At 34.1% G+C, this 22,539-nt stretch carries 28 protein-coding genes and 3 tRNA genes; 8 read left to right on the top strand and 23 right to left on the bottom strand.

All coding sequences use genetic code 11. The annotated features are described in order from the left end of the window. The 12 genes from SACI_RS03745 to SACI_RS11585 all read right to left on the bottom strand — a co-directional run bounded on the left by SACI_RS03745 (position 1) and on the right by SACI_RS11585 (position 10,157). Positions 1-267, bottom strand: coding sequence for a hypothetical protein (locus tag SACI_RS03745; protein WP_015385496.1), 267 nt, complete (start codon positions 265-267; stop codon positions 1-3). Beyond that, the gene (locus tag SACI_RS03740; protein WP_011277656.1) at positions 260-922 is read right to left on the bottom strand and encodes a uroporphyrinogen-III synthase; all 663 of its coding nucleotides are present in this window, start codon (positions 920-922) and stop codon (positions 260-262) included. The genes SACI_RS03745 and SACI_RS03740 overlap by 8 nt, the downstream gene beginning before the upstream one ends. Then, positions 897-1,787, bottom strand: a complete 891-nt coding sequence (hemC, locus tag SACI_RS03735; RefSeq protein ID WP_011277655.1) for a hydroxymethylbilane synthase — start codon at positions 1,785-1,787, stop codon at positions 897-899. The genes SACI_RS03740 and hemC overlap by 26 nt, the downstream gene beginning before the upstream one ends. Then, positions 1,784-3,046 (bottom strand): glutamate-1-semialdehyde 2,1-aminomutase, encoded by a 1,263-nt coding sequence (gene hemL / locus SACI_RS03730; protein ID WP_011277654.1) that lies wholly within the window; start codon positions 3,044-3,046, stop codon positions 1,784-1,786. The genes hemC and hemL overlap by 4 nt, the downstream gene beginning before the upstream one ends. Continuing rightward, positions 3,043-4,053, bottom strand: coding sequence for a porphobilinogen synthase (hemB, locus tag SACI_RS03725; protein ID WP_011277653.1), 1,011 nt, complete (start codon positions 4,051-4,053; stop codon positions 3,043-3,045). The genes hemL and hemB overlap by 4 nt, the downstream gene beginning before the upstream one ends. Beyond that, positions 4,007-5,251, bottom strand: coding sequence for a glutamyl-tRNA reductase (locus SACI_RS03720; protein WP_011277652.1), 1,245 nt, complete (start codon positions 5,249-5,251; stop codon positions 4,007-4,009). The genes hemB and SACI_RS03720 overlap by 47 nt, the downstream gene beginning before the upstream one ends. Then, the gene (locus tag SACI_RS03715) at positions 5,241-5,903 is read right to left on the bottom strand and encodes a precorrin-2 dehydrogenase/sirohydrochlorin ferrochelatase family protein (protein ID WP_015385495.1); all 663 of its coding nucleotides are present in this window, start codon (positions 5,901-5,903) and stop codon (positions 5,241-5,243) included. Before SACI_RS03715 ends, SACI_RS03720 begins: the two co-directional genes overlap by 11 nt. Before the next feature lie 51 nt (positions 5,904-5,954). Next, entirely contained in the window at positions 5,955-7,010 is a 1,056-nt protein-coding gene (fen, locus tag SACI_RS03710) for a flap endonuclease-1 (protein ID WP_080504006.1), read from the bottom strand. Between the two features lie 6 nt (positions 7,011-7,016). Continuing rightward, a complete protein-coding gene (locus SACI_RS03705; protein ID WP_011277649.1) occupies positions 7,017-7,241 on the bottom strand; it encodes a hypothetical protein in 225 nt (74 codons plus the stop codon). Positions 7,242-7,245: 4 nt separating this feature from the next. Further along, positions 7,246-9,567 carry a CDC48 family AAA ATPase gene (locus SACI_RS03700; protein WP_011277648.1) on the bottom strand — a complete coding sequence of 774 codons (2,322 nt, stop codon included), beginning with the start codon at positions 9,565-9,567 and terminating at the stop codon, positions 7,246-7,248. Between the two features lie 91 nt (positions 9,568-9,658). Continuing rightward, complete coding sequence (locus tag SACI_RS03695) at positions 9,659-9,934, bottom strand: elongation factor 1-beta (RefSeq protein WP_015385494.1); 276 nt, start codon at positions 9,932-9,934, stop codon at positions 9,659-9,661. 10 nt (positions 9,935-9,944) lie between these two features. Further along, the gene (locus SACI_RS11585) at positions 9,945-10,157 is read right to left on the bottom strand and encodes a zinc finger domain-containing protein (protein WP_011277646.1); all 213 of its coding nucleotides are present in this window, start codon (positions 10,155-10,157) and stop codon (positions 9,945-9,947) included. 39 nt (positions 10,158-10,196) lie between these two features. Here SACI_RS11585 and pth2 point away from each other — a divergent pair, with 39 nt between their 5' ends. Together pth2 and truD are read left to right on the top strand one after the other, a co-directional pair. After that, positions 10,197-10,559 carry a peptidyl-tRNA hydrolase Pth2 gene (gene pth2 / locus SACI_RS03690; RefSeq protein ID WP_015385493.1) on the top strand — a complete coding sequence of 121 codons (363 nt, stop codon included), beginning with the start codon at positions 10,197-10,199 and terminating at the stop codon, positions 10,557-10,559. Continuing rightward, on the top strand, positions 10,556-11,677 hold the full coding sequence (gene truD, locus SACI_RS03685; RefSeq protein WP_011277644.1) for a tRNA pseudouridine(13) synthase TruD: 1,122 nt from the start codon (positions 10,556-10,558) through the stop codon (positions 11,675-11,677). The genes pth2 and truD overlap by 4 nt, the downstream gene beginning before the upstream one ends. Here the strand turns inward: truD and aspS are convergent. Next, positions 11,674-12,963 (bottom strand): aspartate--tRNA(Asn) ligase, encoded by a 1,290-nt coding sequence (aspS, locus tag SACI_RS03680; RefSeq protein WP_370685260.1) that lies wholly within the window; start codon positions 12,961-12,963, stop codon positions 11,674-11,676. The two genes, truD and aspS, sit on opposite strands and share 4 nt — an antisense overlap. Before the next feature lie 3 nt (positions 12,964-12,966). After that, positions 12,967-13,473, bottom strand: coding sequence for a transcription elongation factor NusA (locus SACI_RS03675; RefSeq protein ID WP_011277642.1), 507 nt, complete (start codon positions 13,471-13,473; stop codon positions 12,967-12,969). Positions 13,474-13,542: 69 nt separating this feature from the next. Here SACI_RS03675 and SACI_RS03670 point away from each other — a divergent pair, with 69 nt between their 5' ends. Next, complete coding sequence (locus SACI_RS03670; RefSeq protein WP_011277641.1) at positions 13,543-13,713, top strand: 50S ribosomal protein L40e; 171 nt, start codon at positions 13,543-13,545, stop codon at positions 13,711-13,713. Here SACI_RS03670 and SACI_RS03665 read toward each other — a convergent pair. Further along, positions 13,710-14,270, bottom strand: coding sequence for a nucleotidyltransferase (locus SACI_RS03665; protein ID WP_011277640.1), 561 nt, complete (start codon positions 14,268-14,270; stop codon positions 13,710-13,712). The two genes, SACI_RS03670 and SACI_RS03665, sit on opposite strands and share 4 nt — an antisense overlap. 70 nt (positions 14,271-14,340) lie before the next feature. Between SACI_RS03665 and SACI_RS03660 the strand changes: the two genes are divergently transcribed. Both SACI_RS03660 and SACI_RS03655 read left to right on the top strand, forming a co-directional pair. Next, positions 14,341-14,432 (top strand) — tRNA-Cys (locus SACI_RS03660). 39 nt (positions 14,433-14,471) lie between these two features. Continuing rightward, the gene (locus SACI_RS03655) at positions 14,472-16,094 is read left to right on the top strand and encodes a thiamine pyrophosphate-binding protein (protein ID WP_011277639.1); all 1,623 of its coding nucleotides are present in this window, start codon (positions 14,472-14,474) and stop codon (positions 16,092-16,094) included. Between the two features lie 16 nt (positions 16,095-16,110). Here the strand turns inward: SACI_RS03655 and SACI_RS03650 are convergent. Beyond that, a tRNA-Lys gene (locus SACI_RS03650) sits at positions 16,111-16,206 on the bottom strand. A 323-nt stretch (positions 16,207-16,529) separates the two neighbouring features. On the opposite strand from SACI_RS03650, the gene SACI_RS03645 reads away from it, so the two are divergent. From SACI_RS03645 to SACI_RS03635, 3 genes are all read left to right on the top strand, one after another. Continuing rightward, the gene (locus SACI_RS03645) at positions 16,530-17,456 is read left to right on the top strand and encodes an NAD-dependent epimerase/dehydratase family protein (RefSeq protein ID WP_011277638.1); all 927 of its coding nucleotides are present in this window, start codon (positions 16,530-16,532) and stop codon (positions 17,454-17,456) included. Continuing rightward, complete coding sequence (locus SACI_RS03640) at positions 17,437-17,679, top strand: hypothetical protein (protein WP_015385491.1); 243 nt, start codon at positions 17,437-17,439, stop codon at positions 17,677-17,679. The genes SACI_RS03645 and SACI_RS03640 overlap by 20 nt, the downstream gene beginning before the upstream one ends. 61 nt (positions 17,680-17,740) lie before the next feature. Next, positions 17,741-17,842: transfer RNA gene (locus SACI_RS03635), tRNA-Lys, on the top strand. Positions 17,843-17,844: 2 nt separating this feature from the next. Here SACI_RS03635 and SACI_RS03630 read toward each other — a convergent pair. Genes SACI_RS03630 through lysW/argW form a run of 7 tightly spaced genes read right to left on the bottom strand, consistent with a single transcriptional unit; the run spans position 17,845 to position 22,484 of the window. Continuing rightward, positions 17,845-18,123: a signal recognition particle subunit SRP19/SEC65 family protein gene (locus tag SACI_RS03630; protein ID WP_011277637.1), complete on the bottom strand. Its 279-nt coding sequence runs from the start codon at positions 18,121-18,123 to the stop codon at positions 17,845-17,847. Further along, positions 18,120-18,506: a 30S ribosomal protein S8e gene (locus tag SACI_RS03625; protein WP_011277636.1), complete on the bottom strand. Its 387-nt coding sequence runs from the start codon at positions 18,504-18,506 to the stop codon at positions 18,120-18,122. The genes SACI_RS03630 and SACI_RS03625 overlap by 4 nt, the downstream gene beginning before the upstream one ends. A gap of 32 nt (positions 18,507-18,538) precedes the next feature. Next, the gene (gene uppS, locus SACI_RS03620) at positions 18,539-19,327 is read right to left on the bottom strand and encodes a polyprenyl diphosphate synthase (RefSeq protein WP_011277635.1); all 789 of its coding nucleotides are present in this window, start codon (positions 19,325-19,327) and stop codon (positions 18,539-18,541) included. Beyond that, the gene (locus tag SACI_RS03615) at positions 19,312-20,352 is read right to left on the bottom strand and encodes an N-acetyl-lysine deacetylase (protein ID WP_011277634.1); all 1,041 of its coding nucleotides are present in this window, start codon (positions 20,350-20,352) and stop codon (positions 19,312-19,314) included. The genes uppS and SACI_RS03615 overlap by 16 nt, the downstream gene beginning before the upstream one ends. Beyond that, a complete protein-coding gene (lysJ, locus tag SACI_RS03610; RefSeq protein WP_011277633.1) occupies positions 20,300-21,463 on the bottom strand; it encodes a [LysW]-aminoadipate semialdehyde/glutamate semialdehyde transaminase in 1,164 nt (387 codons plus the stop codon). Before lysJ ends, SACI_RS03615 begins: the two co-directional genes overlap by 53 nt. Next, the gene (lysX, locus tag SACI_RS03605; RefSeq protein ID WP_015385490.1) at positions 21,460-22,317 is read right to left on the bottom strand and encodes a lysine biosynthesis protein LysX; all 858 of its coding nucleotides are present in this window, start codon (positions 22,315-22,317) and stop codon (positions 21,460-21,462) included. Before lysX ends, lysJ begins: the two co-directional genes overlap by 4 nt. After that, on the bottom strand, positions 22,314-22,484 hold the full coding sequence (gene lysW/argW, locus SACI_RS03600) for an alpha-aminoadipate/glutamate carrier protein LysW (RefSeq protein ID WP_011277631.1): 171 nt from the start codon (positions 22,482-22,484) through the stop codon (positions 22,314-22,316). Before lysW/argW ends, lysX begins: the two co-directional genes overlap by 4 nt. Positions 22,485-22,539: the final 55 nt, after the last annotated feature.

Below are 22,539 nucleotides of genomic sequence, written 5' to 3'. Positions count from 1 at the left end.
TTATTCCCTGTTTCTTATCTTATCTTCTATTTCGTTCTTTACATTTTTAGGCATTATCAAATTTACATGGTCCCTTAGAACTTTTCCCTTCTTATCCACCATTACAGCAAACTCATAAACACCATTGCTAGTTTCAAACCTTCCATATGTGGAAACTTTATCCCTAAAACTTTGAGAAAACCTAATTTCAAAAGTTTTCTCATCTATTTCTCCAACATTCTTTCTTAAAATTGAAAGAATTAATTTTTTCAATTCACCTTCATCCATTACTATCCCTCAACAAGTCAGATATTATATTTAAAACTCCGTTTATATCATGTTGCTTTGCTTCATATATATTATTTACTCCTTCTAAAGCAGATGAAGTAATTGGTCCTATACTTACTATTTTGATGCAATTAGATATAGAATCTTTTATTAAACTTGCTATCTTGGAACTAGTAACTACCACAATATCTACTCTACATTCTTTAATGAGTGATTTTGCACGTTCGAGATTATGCTCAATAACTTCAAGGTCATAGTCGACAAGAAAAACAACATTCCTTATCAATTCTCGATCTCTTTCATATCCTACCTTACTTCTCACAACTACAGGGTTTTTTAACCCATCATTTAACATTAACTGAATCATACTATTCACTGTAAATTCTGTGGGAACCTTTACATCAGGAAACCCCTTATTCATTATTGCCATTGCAGTTGATCTACCTACAGCGTAAATTTTACTGAGGCGAATACGATCAAAATCCTTAAAACACATAACGCCATTTACACTAGTAAATCCAATTCCGTCAATTTGATTAAGAATCTCATTATCATATTTCACACAACGAATCTCGAAAATAGGAATATTTATAATTTCTACGTTATTTAAAACAGGTATCCTAGAATTTTCAGGTCGTAACAGAAGAATTTTCATGTTTAAGCACCTTTACCATATCCTTAACTACTTTTTCGCCTACAGTAGTTGGATCTCCTCTGTATATTCCTTCTATAGTAATTTTTTTCTTGTCACTGATGACATATGTAGATATAACATTAAACTCGTTTTCAGATATCATCGAAGCTAAAATCCCTATGGGGGAATGACAACCACCTCCTAAAAGCTTCACTACGGTTCTTTCCACTAACGCTTCTTTAAGAGTTCTCTCGTCATTCAATTCTCTAAATAGAGTTTTCAGTTTCTCATTTACTCTGCCTACTATAGCTATTATTCCTTGATTAGCCTCAGGCGTTATTATTTTTGGATCTATTTTATAATACCTAACAACAGAGTTTAGCCTTTTAATTGCTGCTTCAGCAATCACTATTCCGTCATATTCCTTAGATTGATATTTTTTCAACCTAGTATCAATATTTCCTCTGAGATCTTTTACAACTAGGTCTCTTCTATAGAAAGAGATCATACTTCTTCTTCTAATACTACTTGTGCCTATTACTTTGCCAGATTCGATATTAAACAAATCTTTTTCAGCAACTAAGGAATCATATGGTGAATCCCTAGGCAAAACCCCATACAAAACTAATTTCTCGTCCATATCACTTAGCATGTCTTTCATACTATGTACCGCAATATCAGCTTCTCCGTTTATTACTGCTTCATTAACTTCTTTCTCAAAGACACCTTTACCAAGGCTATTTAATGGTTTATCTTGAAATAAATCAGCTTTTGTTTTCACAACTATAAGTTCTGTCTCTATGCCCAAATTCCTAAGTTTATCCTCTACCATCTTAACTTGAATTCTGCTTAAAAGGCTCCCACGTGCAGCTATTCTTATTCTCATAACTCCTGAACCACTTTTCTCAGAATTTCCAATGTAGTGTTTACTACTACATCTTTGTGTGCGTATGATGTGAATATGGTTTCAAACTGACTTGGTGGAATAAATACGCCTCTTTGAAGTAACAAGTTATGGAATTTTTGATACATTTCTTTATTAGCTAATTTCGCTTCTGTTGCATTCGAAACCTTTTTGACTCCAAAGAACACCTGAAACATACTTCCTATATGATTTATGACGAAATTATTTGGAATTTTCTTATCTAACGCATTAACTAATTCTTCTAATATTACATTCACAGCTCTATTTGCTACTTCATGAACATTTTCTCGCTCTAAAACTTCTATAGTAGCTAATCCAGCTGTCATAGTTAACGGATTTGCATTAAATGTACCTGCATTGAATACCTTACCGGCTGGTGTTAACATATCAATTATTTCCTTTTTTCCAGCTACTGCTCCTATAGGCAAACCGCCACCAATTATCTTTCCTAATGTGGTTAAATCTGGGGTAACATTAAACGTACCTTGGGCACCACCTAAACCTAATCTAAATCCAGTTATAACTTCGTCAAATATTAAAACAGAATTATAAGTTAGTGTAATTTCCCTTAGCCTCTCTAAAAAATCCTTATCGGGTAGGATAACCCCCATATTTCCCATAACTGGTTCTACAATTACTCCAGCTATATCTTCGCTTTTGGATAATTTTTCTACGCATTCAGCGTCATTATACTCACAAATTCTAATTGTATTAACTATACTCTTAGGAATTCCATTATAAACATTCACGTTAAATTCGGTAAATGCACTTCCTGCATCTAACAGAAGATAGTCGTGTGCGCCATGATAATTTCCATGAAATTTTATTATTTTCTCCCTTCCCGTGTATGCTCTAGCGAGCCTTAATGCTAACATTGTAGCTTCAGTTCCACTATTCACAAATCTTATTTTTTGAGCTGATGGAAGATGATGGGATATCTTTCTTGCCAACTCTATCTCAATAGGACTTGGTGTACCATATAGCCAACCCTTATTAACTTGTTCTATAATTTTTTTGGTTACATATTGATTTGCATGCCCAAGTATTAGAGGACCGTAACCTAACACATAATCTATTAATTGTTTATTATCAGCTGTATACAGGTACGCTCCTTCTGCCCTTTCCACATAAAAAGGATAAGGTTTTACTGCAGCTCTTACTGGACTGTTTACTCCCCCTGCAAAATAATGACTAGCTATATTCCAATATTTTTCACTCAAAATGGAACACCTTCTCTTATCCACTCAGCTATTTTTTCGGCATAATAGGTTATTATTAGATCAGCTCCTGCTCTCTTTATTGCTGTAGTTATCTCTAGAACGGCAGTCTTCTCATCTATCCAACCATTTATGGCAGCGGCTTTTATCATACTATATTCTCCACTAACGTGATAGGCAGCCAATGGATACTCAGGAAATTCATCTTTAACTATCCTTATTACATCTAAGTATGTATGAGCAGGTTTCACCATTACGATATCTGCACCTTCCTCTATGTCCAATTTCACTTCCTTTATAGCTTCATAGGAATTTCTTGGGTCCATCTGATATCCTCTTCTATCTCCAAAAGAGGGCTTAGAATATGCAGCATCTCTAAAAGGTGAATAAAAAGTCGATGCGTATTTTGCACTATACGCCATTATAGCTACATCTTTATAACCAGCCTCGTCCAGATCTCGTCTTATTGCACCTACTACTCCATCCATCATTGACGATGGTGCTATAACGTCTGCACCTGCTTCAGCTTGACTTACAGCTATCTTAGAGTGAATACGCAAACTTTCATCATTATCAATAACTAAGTTACCGTTTCTTCTTAGTACTATACCACAATGTCCATGGCTTATGTATTCATCTGTACATTCATCAGCTATAAGTAGAATTTGGTCTTTAAAGGATTCTCTAAGCATCTTCAAAGCTCTTTGAATTACACCGTCTTTTGCGTATGCGGAAGAAGCTACTTCGTCCTTATAGGCAGGAATCCCAAATAAAATTATATTTTTTATTCCTTTTTCCTTCACGTTTTCAACGTATTTTATTAGTTTATCGTTTGGAGGATACCTATAAACATCAGGCATACTCTGTATTTGCTCAGGCTCACTTATTCCATCCTTTACAAAAATTGGTAATATAAGATTAGCTGCGTTTAAGTGAGTTTGTGCAACAAAATCTCTCAACAACTTATTGCTTCTCAATCTTCTGGGTCTTAGTGTCGGAAAATTGACCATTCTGAAACACCTCTATCAAATATTCAACTATTTGTTTCTTATTATTTGGATCTTTTCTTAAATCTTCTAATATAGGAGAAAAGACCTTTTTAATTAGTGAATATGTCATTTTGTCAATGATTTCTTTAATATTGTCTTTATCAGCGTAATTTTTAAGTATCTCGTTAAATGCTCTGTCCACTTCTTTCTCTCTGACCCATTCTATTTCACTCATAAATCTAGAGACTAATCTATTCATATTATAATTATTTAATAACGACTCAAATTTCTGAATCTCTTCATTAATTATTGCTTCAGCTTTCTTAATATCTTCTCTTTTATTTAATATAATATTATCTGAAATAACTCTCAAATCGTCTAAATAAATAACATTTGAAGTTTTATATACAACTGGAGGGACAGATAAGTCTATTACTAATTTAGGTTTATCTAAACGCAATTGAGACGGGTTAGAGTTATTTATAGCTATAAATACTAAATCGTATTCATTTACCTTTTGAAAATCTAAAAGTTCTGCATTGTAACCAAATTTATTTGAAAGCTCCAATGCTCTATCCAAGTTCCTATTAAAGATAGTCAAATTTCTTGCGCCGTTATTTTTTAACATAAAGGCCAACTTTGATCCTATTTCTCCTGCTCCTACTATTGCTATTTTTATGTCAGTTAAATCGCCCATAACTTCTAATGATTTCTGTATTGCAATAGAGTAAATCCCTACTTTTCCCTTAGAAATATTAGTCAGTGATCTTACCTTTCTTCCTACCTTAATTGCTGCATTAAATAGTAACTCAATTTCTTCATTACATAGAGAATGTTTTTTACAACTGGTTAAGGCTTCTTTGATCTGACCTAAAATCTCATATTCGCCTATAGCTAATGAATCTAGTCCTGAGGCTACTTGATATAAATGATTTATGGCATCCTTACCTCTCAGTACAATTGCATTACTGCTAATGTCCTTACCATGAGTTTCGTTTAATTTGCTTAGAATATCGTTTATTTTATTTCTATCTTTGGTATACAAATATAATTCTACGCGATTACAAGTTTGAAGCAAAGATACTTGTGTATCCGAAAAACGAATATTAATCAGATCTTTTTCTGGTATATAATGCTCATATAACTTACTTAATCCAATTGTCTTGTAAGTGTATACTATCGCATAATAATTATCAGTGTCAATTATGTTATCTACCATAAATAATCTCCCTCGCCCTTTGTATTGCTAGGTCTATTTCTCCTCGATCCACATAATACCTGAACTTATCGTCATAAAAAATTTTTGAATAAAACATAAAACGTATAGAGGGTTCAGTTACATTCAACTTAAGAATTTCTTTGACTTTACCCATTGTATCTACTAAACTAAATATGTTTTCCTTTAATATATTACTCCTTATTAAATCTAATAAGTATTTCGAAGTAAGACTAGATTTACCAAAGGTAGTAATTGCTATACCCACACCTTTCTCTATTCCATATATGGGTACTATAAAGTTAGATGAGTCAGGATTTGTCGGATTATTACATAACTTTCCTAATTTTTTACAAGTCTCACAAATTCTTTCATTTAATTCTTTATCATTAGTTGCAACTACTATAATGTTGAACCTTGATAGAAAGTTCTCTGGGAGATAACGCGCGTCATTCTTTATGAGATGAATGTTATCAAATAGTCTTAACTCATTTTCATCCTTAAATTCTAAACTTACAACATATACAATAGCCTTTGACTCAGCAAATTTCAATGCCCTTTTAGTACCAACCTTTCCACCGCCTACCACTAGAACCTTTAATCCTTCAACGTTTATGAATAATGGTAAATATGATGATAAATTTGACACAATCATTTAAAGTAAAACAATAAATTTAAACTCAACGGGTAAATTTATTCAAAATAATTAAAACCACTGATCAAGACCTGTCTGTTTTTCAACAGACTTAGCTTCTTTTATAGCCTTCTTTAATCTCTCTATTCCGTTATTTACACGATCTTCATTAAAATCATGATTTTTAACCAAAAGTTCTATTATTTCCCTTTCATTACATTCTGCTAATTCTAGTCGTTCAGTAGGCTTTTTAACTTCAGGTGTAATGAATAATTTTCTTATCTCTCGTATATCAAAGTTTATTTTAGATAATTGAATTTCACCTTTTTCTATTGCGTTCTCGATATTATTATATTTCTTTATAATTCTTAATGCCGTCTTTACACCAATTCCTTTAACGCCGTCTGGATTGTAATCTGTACCTATAAGAATCGCAATGTCTATTAACTGTTCTCTATTGATGCCGAGTTTTTTCAATAAACTCTCTAGTTCTATCAACTCAGGCTTTATTTCTACATAAACATCCTTATTTGGAAGCTTTCTTTTACCTGAAATTGTTATGTTTCTGACTAATCTTTTAGCGCCAAATAATAAGGAATCATAATCTTGGCTTGCAGCAGCCCAAGAAAGATCAATTGAATTTATATAAGCTGCCTCAGCCTCTCCTTCTCCTGGAGCTTGAACTACAGGTATACCCATAGCATCTAATAGTTTTTTACTTTCCTCTACCATTTCATTGCTTAATCTAACAGCAGCCTGAGCATATTTTCTAATTTCTCTGTACTCCCCCTCTAACTTAGCTTTCTCTAATTTCTTTTCTGCCTCCTCCTTAGCTCTTTTCCTTCTTTCGATTTCTTCACTCTTCTTTTCAGGTGGCTTTCCATCAAATACAAAAATGGGGATTATTCCACTTTCTATTATACTAATAGTCCTATAAAATAGCCCATTTAAATGGCTTGTTATTCTGCCTTTACTGTCAATTAAAGGTGTCCCATCAGGCTGTCTTATTGCAGCTAAAAACTGATAAATTGTGTTGTAAGCATCTATACTAATTTTCTTTCCTTTCATCTCATTTAAGTTAATCTCTCTCTTAACATCTTCAACTATTTCGCCTAAATCTACACCTATTATAAATCACCCTTGAGAAATGCTAACCATTCTAACATTCTCCTTAACTAATACAACATGTAAATATCCTCTCATTTCAAGCTTCATTAAAGCCTTTAAAAAATCAGAAAAAGAAACTTCATATCCTACGCTTTTTTTAACTTCCTGATATAGTTCTTGATCAGTCACAGGCGAACGTTTCTTCACTCTTTCTAGGATTACATAATGTAAAGGAATTTCCCTCCAAGACATAATCTCACGTAAAAGTGCTCGGCTTTATATTAGTTCTTGGCAACTGTTGTCTTGCTTTCTCTAACCAGTTCTGATAGAACTGTATCATATCCTGGGTCACTGATGGTCTGACCTTCTTAAGTGCTACATCAAAATGCTTTCTCTCTACTATTCTCCCTTTTCCAGCCATACAATCTCTTATTTTCTTTTCTCTGCACTCTATATCGCTCTTCTTGCACTCATTATTTGCCTCTCCCATACATTCAGCCATTTGCTCTCTTATAGCTCTTAACGCTGCTTCCCTCACTACAGCTGCCAGGTCTGCTCCTGTATATCCTTCTGCTTTTTCTGCAATATCCTCAAGTGACACGTCTTCAGCCAATGGCACATTTTTAGTGTGAACCTTCAAAATCTCAAACCTTGCAGTCTTATCAGGCGGAGGAACATAAATCAACCTATCAAACCTACCTGGTCTAAGCAAAGCAGGATCCAAAATATCAGGCCTATTAGTAGCAGCGATAACTACTACATTTTCCAGTTTTTCTATTCCGTCCATTTCTGCTAGTAGTTGGTTTACTATTCTTTCTGTTACTCCGCTGTCTGTTGATAGTCCTCTTATTGGTGCTATTGAGTCTATTTCGTCGAAGAATATTACTGTTGGTGCTGCTTGTCTTGCTTTTCTGAATATCTCTCTTATTGCTTTTTCGCTTTCTCCAACCCATTTTGATAGTATTTCTGGTCCCCTTACTGCTATGAAGTTTGCACCACTCTCTGTTGCAACAGCCTTTGCAAGCATAGTCTTACCAGTACCAGGGGGACCAAACAACAAAATACCCTTAGGAGGCTCTATACTCATATTCTCATAAACTTCTCTATATTTCAAAGGATATTCAACTACCTCCCTAAGTTCTTCCTTGACCTCTTCTAAGCCACCTATGTCAAACCAATGTACTTCAGGTACCTCTATGTATATCTCTCTAAGTCCGCTAGGAACTATATCTTTAAATGCTTTGAGAAAGTCATCCATTCTTACTTCCATCTTTTCTAGTATCTCTGGCGGAATCTTATCTTGGCTCAGATCGATCATCTGTATGTACCTTCTAAGCGCATTCATTGCTGCCTCTCGAACAAGTGCAGATAAATCAGCACCAGTATATCCATGAGTCATCTCTGCTAATTTATGTAAATCCACATCTTTAGATAACGGCATATTCCTAGTATGTATCTGTAGAATCTCTAACCTACCCTGCTTATCAGGTAGGGGTATCTCAATTTCTCTATCAAATCTACCTGGTCTTCTTAACGCTGGATCTACGGCATTAGGTCTGTTAGTGGCAGCAATAACTATTACATTTCCTCTATTCTCAAGACCATCCATAAGTGTTAATAATTGAGCTACTACCCTTCTTTCAACTTCTCCTATAACTTCATCTCTTTTAGGCGCTATAGCATCTATTTCATCGATAAAAATTATAGCAGGTGCGTGTTTCTTAGCGTCTTCAAAGATCTCTCTTAACCTCTGTTCACTTTCACCATAAAATTTACTCATTATTTCTGGACCATTTATAGATGTAAAATACGCGTCAGTTTCATTCGCTACAGCCTTAGCTAATAAGGTCTTACCGACACCTGGAGGACCATAGAGTAAAATACCCTTAGGAGGCTCTATTCCTAACCTCTTAAATAGCTCTGGATGTCTTAATGGTAGTTCTACTAATTCTCTAATTTTTTGTATTATCTCTTTCATTCCACCTATGTCTTCATACGTAACTCTAGGATATCTGGTCTGTTCAACTGGCTTCTCTGATATCGTAATGCTGGTCTCGTCTGATACTATAACTATTCCTTGTGGTCTTACTTGAACTACTGTAAATGGAATTGCCTGTCCCAATACAGGAATTAAAACAGTATCGCCCTCCACTAAAGGTGTATCCTTTAATTTTTTCTTAACATAAGATATGAAGCCCGGATCAACAGTAATGGAAAAATTAGATGGTGCTAATCTCACACTGGTAGCTACTTTAGGATTAGATTTTCTTACTATCACCTTGTCTCCTATTGAAACACCTGCATTTTTACGTGTAATGCCATCCATTCTTATGATATATTTATCTTCATCATTCAATACATCCTCTGGTGCCAAAGGCCATGCTATAGCTGCGGTCTTTCTTTGACCTTCTAATTCTACAACTTCTCCAGGATTCACACCTATTTGGGAAAGAAGGTCTATGTCTATTCTTACCTTACCTCTCCCTACATCCTTTTGTTTAGCTTCAACTACTCTTAATACAAGCTCCTTCTTGCCTGAAGGAGAAACTTCAGCACCTGCACTCAACTCTATCTCCAAAAAATATTACTTTATTGAGGTATAAGAACTTGAGCCTAAATGTATCTAACGATTTTGTTTATAACTATTTTTGAGAAAATATTATTTCTTATTAAAAACCTAATCTAGTCACATTAACTACTTCGGCATGACTTACTCCTTCAATACCATTTACTAATTCCTCTAATTTATCTGTTCCACCTTCTGTGTTTTCAGGCATTTGTATATACGCTATCAATGCTTTTAATCCATAGGCTATAGGCTCTGTCTCATTCTTTACCAACCTATATCCTTCTGGCAATCTTTTCTTTATTTCTTCACTTAATTGTGTCAAATTAATTTCGTCACTTTCCGGAAATACTTTAAGTATTACAAGTACATCTGCCACTTTAATCACCTTATGGACCTTCAAACCCACATTTCGGGCAAACATATACCACTACTTGTTTTCTACAGTAATAGCAACGCCTTATTAGAACTTGCCCACAATTAGGACAGTAGAACTCATCACCCTTCTCTCTGGGATGCAAAATCTTTCCACAGCTTGAGCATACAATCGGTTCTATCTCTTCTTTTAAGCTTAACCTAAAACTTACACCCATCGCATACATATTTTTAAATTAGCTTAAAAATTCACTCTTTACGATACTATGAAAATGGCTGTGCTCGTTAGAACAGACCTAGATATGGGAAAAGGGAAAATTGCAGCACAAGTTGCACATGCTGCAGTTTCATTAGTATTAGAAATTGTTCAAAAAAGATCAAAAGCTGAATGGAAAGAATGGTTAGAAATGTGGATAAACCAAGGACAACCCAAAATAGTCTTGAAAGTGAAAAATTTAGACGAATTACTAGAAAAATATAATAAAGCCTTACAAAGTGGACTTCCAGCTACAATAATACAAGATGCAGGAAAAACTCAAATTGAGCCTGGAACTATTACGTGCGCAGGTATAGGACCAGGACCAGAAGAAATGATCGATAATATAACTGGTGATCTGAAATTACTATGAATTACTCTGATCTGGATTCCTTCTTAGGTCTAGAGAAATACTACATTCAAGAGGAGTGGGAACCATTACAAATATCTATAAATAGACCGGAAGGATTTAAGGTTATAGAAGAAATATCAGAAACTCCAGTAGATGAATGGAAAGGAGAGAGTAATGGGACTTATTCAGCTTATCTTTTAACAAAAAAAGGAATAGATCATTTTTCTGTAATTAGTATACTAAAAAAACTTATGAAGAGAAAAATCCATTATCTAGGTATAAAAGATGCGAATGCTATAACTCAACAAATAATTTATGTAAATGGAATTCCGCCAATTACCTCTTACAAAAGCGAAAAATTTGAAATTGAATTTGTAGGACATTTTTCTCGTCAATTAAACCACACAGGTAATAGATTTGAAATTGAATTAAATACTACTAACGAAAATGAGTTACAGAAAAGATTGCATAAAATATTAACCACAAAATTTCTCTTTGCATACATAGGCTATCAGAGATTTGGGACGAGAAGACCTGTAACACATATCGTCGGAAAATATTTATTACTCAAAGATTGGTGCCAAGCTGTAGACTGGATAGTAGGACATCCATTCTCTACTGAAAATGAAAATTTGATTTATGCTAGAAGAGCATATGAACAAAAAGACTTTGAAACGTCGTCGCAACTATTTCCCCGCAAATTTAAGGACGAAATAAACATATTGAAGTCTCTAATGAATGGAGATGATTGCCTTACAGCAATTAAAAAAATTGTAACTCCGCACACATTTTTTATAGAAGCTTATCAATCTTTTTTATATAATAAATATTTGTCAAAAATTGCAGATAGATTAAGAGGAAAAGAGTCTGAGGATTTAATGATAAGAATTCCTTCAGATTTATCTAATGTTAGTGATGACAATTTAAAGGAAATTATACGTGAGGAGAACATAGAAAATAGAAGTTTTAACATAAAGGAATTAAGAGTAAGACTTAGAGATTTTAGTAGAAGTCCTTTTATGAAACTAAGAAATATTAAAATAAAACAAAACAAGATTTCCTTTTCATTAGACAGAGGCATGTATGCTACAATAGTATTGAGGGAAATATCAAGATACGATCCAAAATCTTACACTTAAGGTACGAGTCTCTTTTTATCTCTTGGGAATGGTACTATTTCTTTAACGTTATGAATTCCAGTTAACATCACTAAAAGTCTAGCAAAACCCATTCCAAATCCTGTGTGGGGAGGCATACCATAGTCGAACCATCTTAAGAAGAATTCAAAATTCTCAGGCTTTAATCCTCTCTTTCGTAAGGAATCTTCTAGCACTTCCCTCTTATGGTTTCTGGTGCTACCTGAAGCTATCTCTAACCACCTGTATATTAAATCAAAACTTTCACTTACATTCGGATCGGTATCTTTAGACTTCGTATAGAACGGTCTAGACAGAGTAGGCCAATCTGTAATAAAGTATAAGTCTTCCTTTAACTCGTTATATAACACTCTGGACTCAGGTGTTCCTATATCGTCTCCAAATTTTATATTGTAACCCTTACTTTGTAGTATTTCTATTGCATCCTTATATGTGAGACGTTTTATAGGAATTTTTACATCAGGCAAATTATGAGATAATATCTTCAATTCGTCTGAAGCCTCATTTTTTACAGAATTAACTATGTTATAAATTAGTTTCTCTAGAAGTTTCATTGCGTCTTCATAATTTCCAAATGCCATTTCTACATCCATACTTATGAACTCTGCTAAATGATATGGTGTATCTGAATCTTCAGCTCTCCACGCAGGAGCAATCTCAAACACCTTTTCAACTACGCCAGCTAATAACTCTTTGTATAACTGTGGGCTTTGAGCTAAAAATGCAGTCTCTCCAAAATAAATAACAGAAAAGAGCTGAGCACCACCCTCCGTGGCTGAGGCTATTATTTTCGGTGTAAATACTTCCACGAAACCCTCTTTATATAAAGTTTCTCTAAACGATTTCAGAGTAATATTTTGTATTTTTAATATAGATTGCATTTCCTGCCTTCTGAGATCTAATACTCTCTCCTTAAGCCTTGTATCTATATCTGCTTTAACTTTTCCACTTACATCTAACGGTAAAGGAGATTTAGCTTTGCTTAAGATTTTTACCTCTTTAGCATGAACTTCAACACCATTAGGTGCTCTATTATCTGCTTTAACAACTCCTTTTACCATTATTACGCTTTCTTGACTTATATCTGATATTTCTTGAAATGAGGGACTTGATTTATCAACTACAATTTGTCCTATGCCAGTCTTATCTCTAAGTAATAAAAATTTCTTGCCTCCTAAATCCCTTATATTATGCACCCAACCCGCTAAAGTAACTTCTTTTCCATCAAGATCTTGGGTCACATTTTTAATATAGTAGTCTTTCATCAATTCTCATTCCACCCTTATTCTAACTTGTGTAGAATGAATTTTAGATAATGCTTCTTCAAGAGAAGTTTCATCGGCGGGTAAAAATCTTTTCTCTTGTTTTGATATTCTAACCACATATTGTACAGTACCATCAGGTAACCAGACTGTATTTACTCCTAATACTCTTGCTGGGGTGAGAAGTTGTACTGCAGTAGATTTTATGCTGTTTGACTTCTCTAATATTCTTACTCTAAGACCTATCTTTTCTTGTAATGCTTTAGCAACCTTTATCCATTTTTGATAAGACATCTGTGAACCGCTGGTAACTATAAGTATCAACAAATTGCCTACTTTATACGATTTATGATAAGTAGAGTCTTTAAGCTCTCTAAACTGAGTTTCCTCTAATTCTATTAATTGTTTCAAAAGATCTACTTCAAAATTTTCTACTTCTCCTTTTTCTACTAGGGACTGACAACGGTTACATAATAAACCGCTTTTAACACAGATATAATCTAGTGGTATCTTCATCTTTTTTCACTCCGTTGTTACAATAATTTTTTGAACACTGAAACTGTTATATGTCATAAGGGGTTAAAAATGCCACTCACTGATCCAGTAAAACTACAAATTGTGCAACAAAGAGTATTTTTGAAAAAAATTTGTAGAGATTGTGGAGCATTAAACTCAATTAGAGCAACAAAATGCAGAAGATGCCACAGCTCAAATTTGAGAGCTAAAAAGAAAGAACTGCCTGCAAAGAAGAGCTAAAACACTATTCCGACTGATCTTAATCTCTCTGCAATACTTTTTGAATTTTCTTCAAATAAGTCAATATGTTTTCGTATATATTCCTTATTTATACTTAATTTACCTTCACCTATCATACTTACTATTCCCCTTAATTCATCTTCGTCTTCCTCCCTGAAAGCATTAGCCTTTAGAAGCAGGTAATCTTCAAGGGTAATTATTTTAAAGTATTCTTTTCCTATTTTAATCTCTTTAGCACTATTGATTATCTGTTCTGGTACAAAAAAGTCTTGAATGTTTTCATACATATCTACCTGAAGTGACTCAGCATCAAGTCCCACTATTAGCCTAGGAGTATCTATAGGTGTCTTTCCAAAATCCCAACCCCTTTCAAATGCAAAATCTCTAATTTTATCTTCGTCAATCACTGTACTTATTGAAAGTACAAATAGATCTACATCACTCTCTATCCCCTTTTTACCTAATGATATATCCACAACTGTATCCCCAATGATTACAAAATCTGTTAATTCCCTTATTTCACTGAGAATTTCCCCTACCTTGCTAAAATGTATCAAATCGCATCAGTATGATATGGAAGTGAAAACCTTAAAATACTTTCAAGGAATTATTAATGAATAGTTAGATGCCGGGGTGGCCGAGCGGTCTAAGGCGGCGGGCCGCAGAGTATAACACGCCGAGACCCGTTATTTTCGCGGGTTCAAATCCCGCCCCCGGCTTCTTAAAAAAATATAAGGATATATGATATTTGTCATCTCATGAGTCAGCCTAAAAGGAAAGAAGAGACTGTAGGTAAAGAAATGAAGGGAGAAGAGGCCATAGCCTATACTTTGAAGGATATAGGAATAAAGGAAGTATTCCTGACATATGATACACCAAGCTTATTGTTAGATCAACTTATTAAATATGAAATTAAACCAAATTTATGCAACTCTACGAGAGAAGCAGTTATTTTAGCAGACTCCTACTCTAGGGAAAACAACACAGTTGGAACTGTTATACAAATTCCCGGTGTAAAATTATTAGAAGCAACTGATATAATATCACAAGCATATGTTGATTCGCAACCACTACTAATCATTTCGTCCCTAAGATCATACAGGGATACAGGAAAGAGTAGGGTTGGCGAATTAAGAACACCTGATGATTTAATGGAAATTTTTAAACCTATCACAAAAATGGCTGAGAGAGTTCTTAACATAGAGGAGCTTATTTTTACTATAGAGAAAGGATATAAAGAAGCATTAAGTAACAGAAATAGACCCGCTTACGTGGAAGTGCCAGAAGACCTATTTAAACTAAAAGCTTATCCATTAACACCTGCAGAACAAAAACCTGAAAAGAAAGCCCCTGATAAGAATACAGTCGCAAAAGTTGCAGAGTTATTAAATAATTCTAAAAATCCTGTTATATTAGCAGGATACGGTGTTTTAGCTTCAGGCGCTCATAAAGAACTATTAGAACTCGCGGAATTACTTGACATCCCTGTTATATTAACCTTCAGAGCCAAAGGCTCTATTCCTAGTTCTCATCCATTATTTGCAGGTGAGGGTTTAGGACTTTTTGCGACAGAAGAGGGTAGGCATATAATAGAAGAGAGCGACCTGATAATAGCATTAGGAACGAAATTTAACCAATTATCAACAGCTGGATGGTCAATGAAAATTAAAGGATACTTAGTAAACGTTAACGTAGATGGAGAAGATATATCAAAAGTATACATGCCTCACGTTCCTGTAGTAGCTGATGTAGGACTTTTCCTGAGAGAATTATTAAATACAATAAAGACTAAGATTAAAGAACCAATAAAAAGAGGTACAGCTGAGAAGATAAAGAAATTTAAAAAAGCTATCTCATTACCCACTCATTCAGAAATATGGCCCTATGATGTTGTGATGGCACTAGAAAACTATAACTTTAGTAAGATATTTGTAGATATCTCGTCCACTACACTAGATCTAGTTAGAATACCAGTTGAAAAACCAAACACTTGGTTTACAAGTGAATCTTTAATTAATAGAAGTATAGGAGTCGGCGGTATATCAAGATCTAATGATGAAAATGTTATAGCTGTAACTGATATAAAAGGTGTTCTAGATAATGCTAGCATATTAGTTGCCAGAATGAATAAAGCTAAGGGTAAACTTCTTGTACTTAATGACGGAAAATCCAGTATATTAGATGTCGTCACGTCGGATATACCATCTATAGTTAAAACCGGACAGATAGAGCGATTTGATGAAGTATTAACCAGGATGTTTAATGCAGTGAATGTATCAAATATTGAAGAACTCAAAAAAGCCATAAATGAAAATACAGGAAATCTTAAGGTCATCAACGTAAAAATTGATCCTAATTTTGAATCCGTATTGTTTAAATGAAAAATACAAAATAGCGCGGGCCCGCCGGGATTTGAACCCGGGACCTACGGGTCGCTTCCCGCGCGACCCGCGGTTAAAAGCCCGCCGCTCTACCTGGCTGAGCTACGGGCCCAGCTAAAAATGATGATATATGGGAAGTATAAAAAGTAATCGGGGAATTGTAACTTAACATCTTTGAGGTACAAAGCAAACTGTAATAGTTTTAGGTCGTAAATTATTAGGCTAGCCATTTGATCATAAATAGCTTAGATGAAAAATTCCCTAACCAAATATTATACTATTTTAGTGTTATCTGTTTCGGCTTAAAAATGAGTCATGATATACGGATATGGTATTTTTTAGACAAGGTTTATATAATGCTAAAATTCTAGTATATCTTTCTATTAAGATATTACATTTATATCTGGTAATTAAGTATGATATAAATGAATTATGTTGTACGTTATTACCGGAGGAGCAGGATATATAGGTGGTCATCTAGTCGATACTTTAGTAAACCAGAATAAAGAAATTATAGTTATAGATAATTTCACGAATGGTAAATACATTAACAATAAAGCACTGTATTTAAATTTAGATTTAAGAGGTAATAATATTCTAGGTTTGAAAGTTCCAAAAGAGAGTATATTATACCACTTAGCAGCAAATCCAGATGTAAGAGATTCAATGACAAATACAATAGATCACTTTGAGATGGATGTAAAAGCCACACTAAATATATTAGAGGTTGCGAGAAAAAATGACGTATGTCTCTTTATTTTTGCTTCATCCTCGACAGTTTATGGGGAACCATCAAAGATTCCTACTCCTGAAGAAGAGCAAACGAATCCCATATCTAATTATGGTATTTTTAAGCTACTGGGAGAACAGTTAGTGAATTATTATTCGAGGGTATATGGAATTAAGAGTATTATAGTTAGGCTAGCTAATGTTATAGGAGGAAGAGTTACACATGGGGTAATTAAAGATTTTATCAATAAATTGAGATCTGACCCGAATAGATTGCAGATACTAGGAAACGGGAAACAACGTAAAAGTTACATATATATTACAGATGTAATAGACGGATTTCAGGTTATTGAGAAATCTAGTATTGATCAAGTCTCTGTATATAATCTGGGAAATGAGGATTGGATATCAGTAGATGAGATAGCTCGTATTGTTGAAGAGGAATTAAAACTTACTCCAGCTCATGAATATGTTGATGCAGGAGGAGGTAGAGGATGGCCGGGTGACGCCAGATATATGTTATTGGATATAACTAAGTTAAAGAAGTTAGGATGGAAACCTAAATATTCTTCAAGAGAAGCAGTGAGACTTGCAGTGAGGGATTATATTGAGAATGGCATGGCAAAGAATTAAGATAAAAGTTATAGGTTTAGTTCTGATAGCGGTTTCCATTATAATTGTTTCATTGTCGTTTGCTATTATTTTTTTAAATCTACAGATAACATTTGGCTCGTTTAAGATTTCTGATATATTTATTAAAATAATTAATTTTTCTATTATTTTAGGCGTATCAATCTATGTTGCATATGTTGGATATTTAATGATATCCAGTAATTATGAAAGGAGAAAAGATTGAAGCTCTATTTCCAAACTGTCCGATTACTTTTTATACTTCCCATATATCATCATTTTTAGCTGGGCCCGTAGCTCAGCCAGGTAGAGCGGCGGGCTCTTAATCTAAGCCGTAGCAAGGTAGAGGAGATACCCGTAGGTCCCGGGTTCAAATCCCGGCGGGCCCGCGCTATTTATTCTTTTCTAATTCATCTCTAATCATTTTTATTATATGATGCTTACCAGCTTTTTTATCAACCAGAATCATTCCTTGTATACCAGATCTGGGATGAATTTTATCAGAAATAATTAGTGGATTTAACCCTAAAGAATTAGATACTTGATATAAAATATTTATATCTATTTTTCTACTTATTTTTCTAATTTTCCTTCCTTGTTCTCTACTATCTGCAATAAAATAAGCTAGCCAAATAGCTATCTTTTTTTCTTTATAATCTCTTAAGCTCATTCTCTCAGAAGTAGAGCGTTTATAATTCCATCTTGTCCAGGTCTTGACGTGACTTTGGCTTTGCCTAGCTCTGTCTGTATTAACGTTCCTTTAACTATAATACCTCTTCTAGCATATTCTCTGTTAGCTGGCGATTCGAGTACACTTATAATCTTTACTTTCTTAGCTGTTTTAGATTGTGGATCATATACATTTGCATAACTAGCATATCTAAGCCTAAGTTTAAAATTTCCGCCTGCAACTCTATCTTTCTCTTTGATATCTTTATCGCTAATTTTAGTCTCTGTTGGCGGAGAGCCTAATTCATACTTGCGCTTATCTCTATTTTTACCTTTTTGACCTCCTGTTATTTTACGTGAATCATTACCTTGATAATAACTCATACGAAAATTACTAACTCATTTAGAATATAAATTTAAGCCCCAAAGTTTCTTTTCCTTTTCTGAAATGACCTTATTGCTCTCCATAAATCTATTTTTCGAAAATCAGGCCAATATACATCCACAAAGAATAGTTCTGAATATGCTAAGTGCCAAAGTAAGAAATTACTGATTCTTATCTCACCTGATGATCTTATGAGTAAATCAATATCGGATAACTCTTGATCATATAAATATTTTCTAAATGTAGACTCATCTATGGATTTTGAATCTATTATACCTAATTTATAATCATTCATGATTTTCCTTATAGCATCCAATATTTCTTGCCTGCCTCCATAACAAATCGCCAGGATAAGTTTCTTCTTGTTATATTTCTCAGTAGTACTTTCTAGGTCAACTACTAATTTCTTTAGATCTTCTGGTAATTTATCAAGCATTCCTATTGCCTTTACTCTAACCTGATACTTATGTACTAAATCGCTTGTTAATAATTCATCTAATCCTATTTTTAAATACTTAAATATCATAGAAAGTTCTTGCTGAGTTCTTTTTTCACAATTTTCAGCTGAGAGTGCGAAAACTGTAACTGTACTTATACCTATTTCAAGTATCCATGTTAAAACGTCTCTCAATTTCACATATCCCGTGTAGTAACCCTGATCTAAAGGAAGTCTGTTATTTCTAGCCCATCTTCTGTTACCATCCGGTATTATCCCAACATGAAATGGGAAAGGACCATCTTTTATCTGAGACCATAATATCTTCTCATATATCTTATAGATTGGGCGTAGCAATGCTCTAGTTATCACATCTTTGGCCATAAGGCTTCAATCGCGTTAATATATACTTTAGTTGCTATAAATATTTCATCCAATGAAATTTTTTCATGATCTGTGTGCTCTAAACTAGAATTTCCAGGACCATAAGCTAATATACCTTTTAATGCTAGATCTTTCAATATATTCATATCACTAGTTCCCCTCTTCCTTAGAATTGTTGGTTTATAATTTTCTTTTATGATACTTCTCATAAAGACTTTAACTATATCACTGTTAACATCCACTTTTACCGGGCTTATATCTTCAACTTCATGTATCTCGCAACCTTCAAATTCTCTGTGTATCTCTGACATTATTTGATCTTTAGAATTTCTAACTGAATATCTTATATCGAAGTGAACTACTGCATTAGAAGGGGTTACATTCAAATATTCTCCCGACTTAAATATGGTTGGAACTATAGACACATCATCGTATCCGGTGTTTATTCTGGTTGTGTTAATGATCTTCTTTGCAATTTCAAAAATCAAATTGGAAGTAGCAGAGGACGAATGCTCTGATCTTGCTCTACATAAAATATCTAGGTGTATAACGCCTCTGTACTCCACGACTACACCAAAAGTGTTTGTCGGTTCGCCTACTATTATGTAATCATATTTCTTACCAATACGTAATATCTCTCGTGCTCCTTTACTCTTATTTTCCTCGTCAGATAATGCACCAACAGTAACGCTGTAACCATTTTTATTCAATATAGAAGCTGCGATAATCATGGAAATTAATGGACCTTTATCGTCTACAGCTCCTCTGCCATATATAATCTCTCCTTCCTCTTTAGGATTAATAAAGCCTGGTACTGTATCTACATGTCCTACTAATAATATATCGCCATCTCCCAACAGATAGGAATTTGTGCTGGTTACTTGAAGGCTCAAATCTAACTCACTGGCTATCTTCTCAAAAAAATCTTTAGCCTTATACTCTTCTCCGGAAGGCGTATATATCGATAAAAATTCAGGAAGAAACTGCTTTATTTTCAATTTTAAGTAATCCTTCTCTAAGAACATTTGATGCTTCCTCCATATTTTCATAAGTTATCAGATATGATGGCAAAAATCTAATAACCGTAGATCCTGCTTTCACTGCTAATATACCCTTTTCTTGCAGGTATTTCAAGACTTGACCTGGCTGAAACCTTATATCAATGCCAATCATTAAACCTTTACCTCTAACCTCCCTAACAACCTTTAAATCAGCTAGGTTCTTTACTAATATGTTAGAAAATTGTTGACCCTTCTGGTTAGCCTGTTCAACTACATTTTCTTTTTCAATTACTTTGCATGCAGCTGTTACTGCTGCCATTGCCATTGGATTACCACCATAGGTACTTCCGTGGTCTCCTTCTTCTAATTTATTTGCAATATGGTCTGGAAGGAAGACCACACTTACAGGAAATCCTCCTCCAATAGCTTTACCTGCCGTGAGAATATCTGGTACAATATTATAATGCTTATAAGCCCAAAGCTTTCCTGTTCTTCCGAATCCTGTTTGAATTTCATCAAAAATAAGTAACGAGCCAGTGTTCTCTGTCTTTTCTTTTAATGCTTTCATAAATTCAATGTTAGCAGGAATAACTCCAGATTCTCCCTGTATAGGCTCAACTATTACTGCAGCCGTCTCATTATCTATCTTAGAAAGATCCTCGATATTATTAAATGTTAAAAATTCGACCGGTCCAACTAAAGGTTCAAATGGTTCTCTGTATTTTTTATTCCAAGTTACTGAAAGTGAACCTGCTGTTCTTCCATGAAATGCGTTCTTAAACGCAATTATCTTTTTTCTTCCAGTTATCTTTCTTGCTGTTTTTAATGCTGCCTCCACTGCTTCAGTTCCACTGTTAAGTAACATAGCATTATCCATTTTATCTGGTTTCACCTTATCTAGTGCCTGCAACATCTCGTCCTTAATTGGGGTAGAAAATGAGGTTGATAAAATACTAATATTTTCTAACTGGTTTTTTAAATATTCTAAAATTATAGGATTTCTATGCCCAAGGAATGCTACACCTATTCCTGTGTGAAAATCCAAGTATCTTCTTCCCTCTATATCCCAGACGTATTGCGCCTCACCTTTAACAATCGTTAACCCCCTATCTCCATACAGTTGGATCAATTTCATTTCTTAATCCACTCTCTAAGTTTATTTAAAAGGTATGACGATACATTGAAATTATTAACTCTTACAGTATTTTTATATTCCGGTACACCATTCACCTCATTTACTAAATATCCTCTTTCAGGATCCTCAAAAATATCTATACCCAAAAAGAATCCACCCATTATATCTCTCACTTTAAGAGCTAAGTCCCTTAGTTCGTCATCTATTTTCAACGGTAAAGCTCTGGCGCCTAATGCTGTATTTGTTTTCCAGTTACGTTCATTAACTCTATATATTCCAACTGGTGCCTCATCTCCCATTACAAATATTCTAATGTCTCTATTTGGTTTTTTAACAAATTCTTGTACTAAATAGATCTGCCTAAATTGACTTGTTGTATATTCCTGATATTCTAGAAAGCTATATAAAATGTCTTCATCTACAGCCTTCGCAACCATTCTTCCCCAACTACCTTCTATTGGTTTTATTACAGCAGGAAATCCAATTTTTTTAGCTAAATCTACAGCTTTATCTTTTGAAAAAGTTACAATAGTTCTAGGAGTCTTAATATTATGTTTAGCTAATAAAGATAATGTATATAGTTTATTACCACATTTAAACAAACTTGTCGCATCATTTACTACATTATAATTCCATCCCTCAAAAATTAAAGATGTGGTTAATGCCCTTGCATGGCTAGTATTTCTCTGTATTATAACATCTGCCTCTAATTCACTGTAATTTTCGCCTACTCCTATTGCAGAATAAAAATCCTTTGTAAATATAGGAATTGCCTTAAATCCGCTTTTTTTGGCTTCAGTTATTATGTCCTTCTCTTCCCATCTCAACAGGTCATACGATACCCCTATTATCACTCTCCCCAGTCCTCTCCTACTTGCTCTGCTAATCTCAATGCTAATTTTCCATTAGAATTGAATACTTCTAATTGAGCACCACATTCATGCTCAACTATTTCTCCTGGTAAGGAATCATCTGGTACATTTACATCATTACCACATATTGGACATTTTAATAGTACCATGATGGATCGAATAGAAATATAAAGTAAGCAGTTGAAAAGCTTTTATGAAATAAAA

Source organism: Sulfolobus acidocaldarius DSM 639, assembly GCF_000012285.1.
GTDB classification, from domain to species: domain Archaea; phylum Thermoproteota; class Thermoprotei_A; order Sulfolobales; family Sulfolobaceae; genus Sulfolobus; species Sulfolobus acidocaldarius.
The sequence above is the reverse complement of the archived record's forward strand: the minus strand, read 5'-3'. Positions and strand labels throughout refer to the sequence as shown.

Bases quoted from the DNA above. Each gene is read 5' to 3' on its own strand.
- SACI_RS03745 (WP_015385496.1), bottom strand. From the start codon at position 267: ATGGATGAAGGTGAATTGAAAAAATTAATTCTTTCAATTTTAAGAAAG.
- SACI_RS03740 (WP_011277656.1), bottom strand. From the start codon at position 922: ATGAAAATTCTTCTGTTACGACCTGAAAATTCTAGGATACCTGTTTTA.
- hemC (WP_011277655.1), bottom strand. From the start codon at position 1,787: ATGAGAATAAGAATAGCTGCACGTGGGAGCCTTTTAAGCAGAATTCAA.
- hemB (WP_011277653.1), bottom strand. From the start codon at position 4,053: ATGGTCAATTTTCCGACACTAAGACCCAGAAGATTGAGAAGCAATAAG.
- SACI_RS03720 (WP_011277652.1), bottom strand. From the start codon at position 5,251: ATGGTAGATAACATAATTGACACTGATAATTATTATGCGATAGTATAC.
- SACI_RS03715 (WP_015385495.1), bottom strand. From the start codon at position 5,903: ATGATTGTGTCAAATTTATCATCATATTTACCATTATTCATAAACGTT.
- SACI_RS03705 (WP_011277649.1), bottom strand. From the start codon at position 7,241: ATGTCTTGGAGGGAAATTCCTTTACATTATGTAATCCTAGAAAGAGTG.
- SACI_RS11585 (WP_011277646.1), bottom strand. From the start codon at position 10,157: ATGTATGCGATGGGTGTAAGTTTTAGGTTAAGCTTAAAAGAAGAGATA.
- pth2 (WP_015385493.1), top strand. From the start codon at position 10,197: ATGAAAATGGCTGTGCTCGTTAGAACAGACCTAGATATGGGAAAAGGG.
- truD (WP_011277644.1), top strand. From the start codon at position 10,556: ATGAATTACTCTGATCTGGATTCCTTCTTAGGTCTAGAGAAATACTAC.
- SACI_RS03675 (WP_011277642.1), bottom strand. From the start codon at position 13,473: ATGAAGATACCACTAGATTATATCTGTGTTAAAAGCGGTTTATTATGT.
- SACI_RS03670 (WP_011277641.1), top strand. From the start codon at position 13,543: ATGCCACTCACTGATCCAGTAAAACTACAAATTGTGCAACAAAGAGTA.
- SACI_RS03655 (WP_011277639.1), top strand. From the start codon at position 14,472: ATGAGTCAGCCTAAAAGGAAAGAAGAGACTGTAGGTAAAGAAATGAAG.
- SACI_RS03640 (WP_015385491.1), top strand. From the start codon at position 17,437: ATGGCATGGCAAAGAATTAAGATAAAAGTTATAGGTTTAGTTCTGATA.
- SACI_RS03630 (WP_011277637.1), bottom strand. From the start codon at position 18,123: ATGAGCTTAAGAGATTATAAAGAAAAAAAGATAGCTATTTGGCTAGCT.
- SACI_RS03625 (WP_011277636.1), bottom strand. From the start codon at position 18,506: ATGAGTTATTATCAAGGTAATGATTCACGTAAAATAACAGGAGGTCAA.
- uppS (WP_011277635.1), bottom strand. From the start codon at position 19,327: ATGGCCAAAGATGTGATAACTAGAGCATTGCTACGCCCAATCTATAAG.
- SACI_RS03615 (WP_011277634.1), bottom strand. From the start codon at position 20,352: ATGTTCTTAGAGAAGGATTACTTAAAATTGAAAATAAAGCAGTTTCTT.
- lysJ (WP_011277633.1), bottom strand. From the start codon at position 21,463: ATGAAATTGATCCAACTGTATGGAGATAGGGGGTTAACGATTGTTAAA.
- lysW/argW (WP_011277631.1), bottom strand. From the start codon at position 22,484: ATGGTACTATTAAAATGTCCAATATGTGGTAATGATGTAAATGTACCA.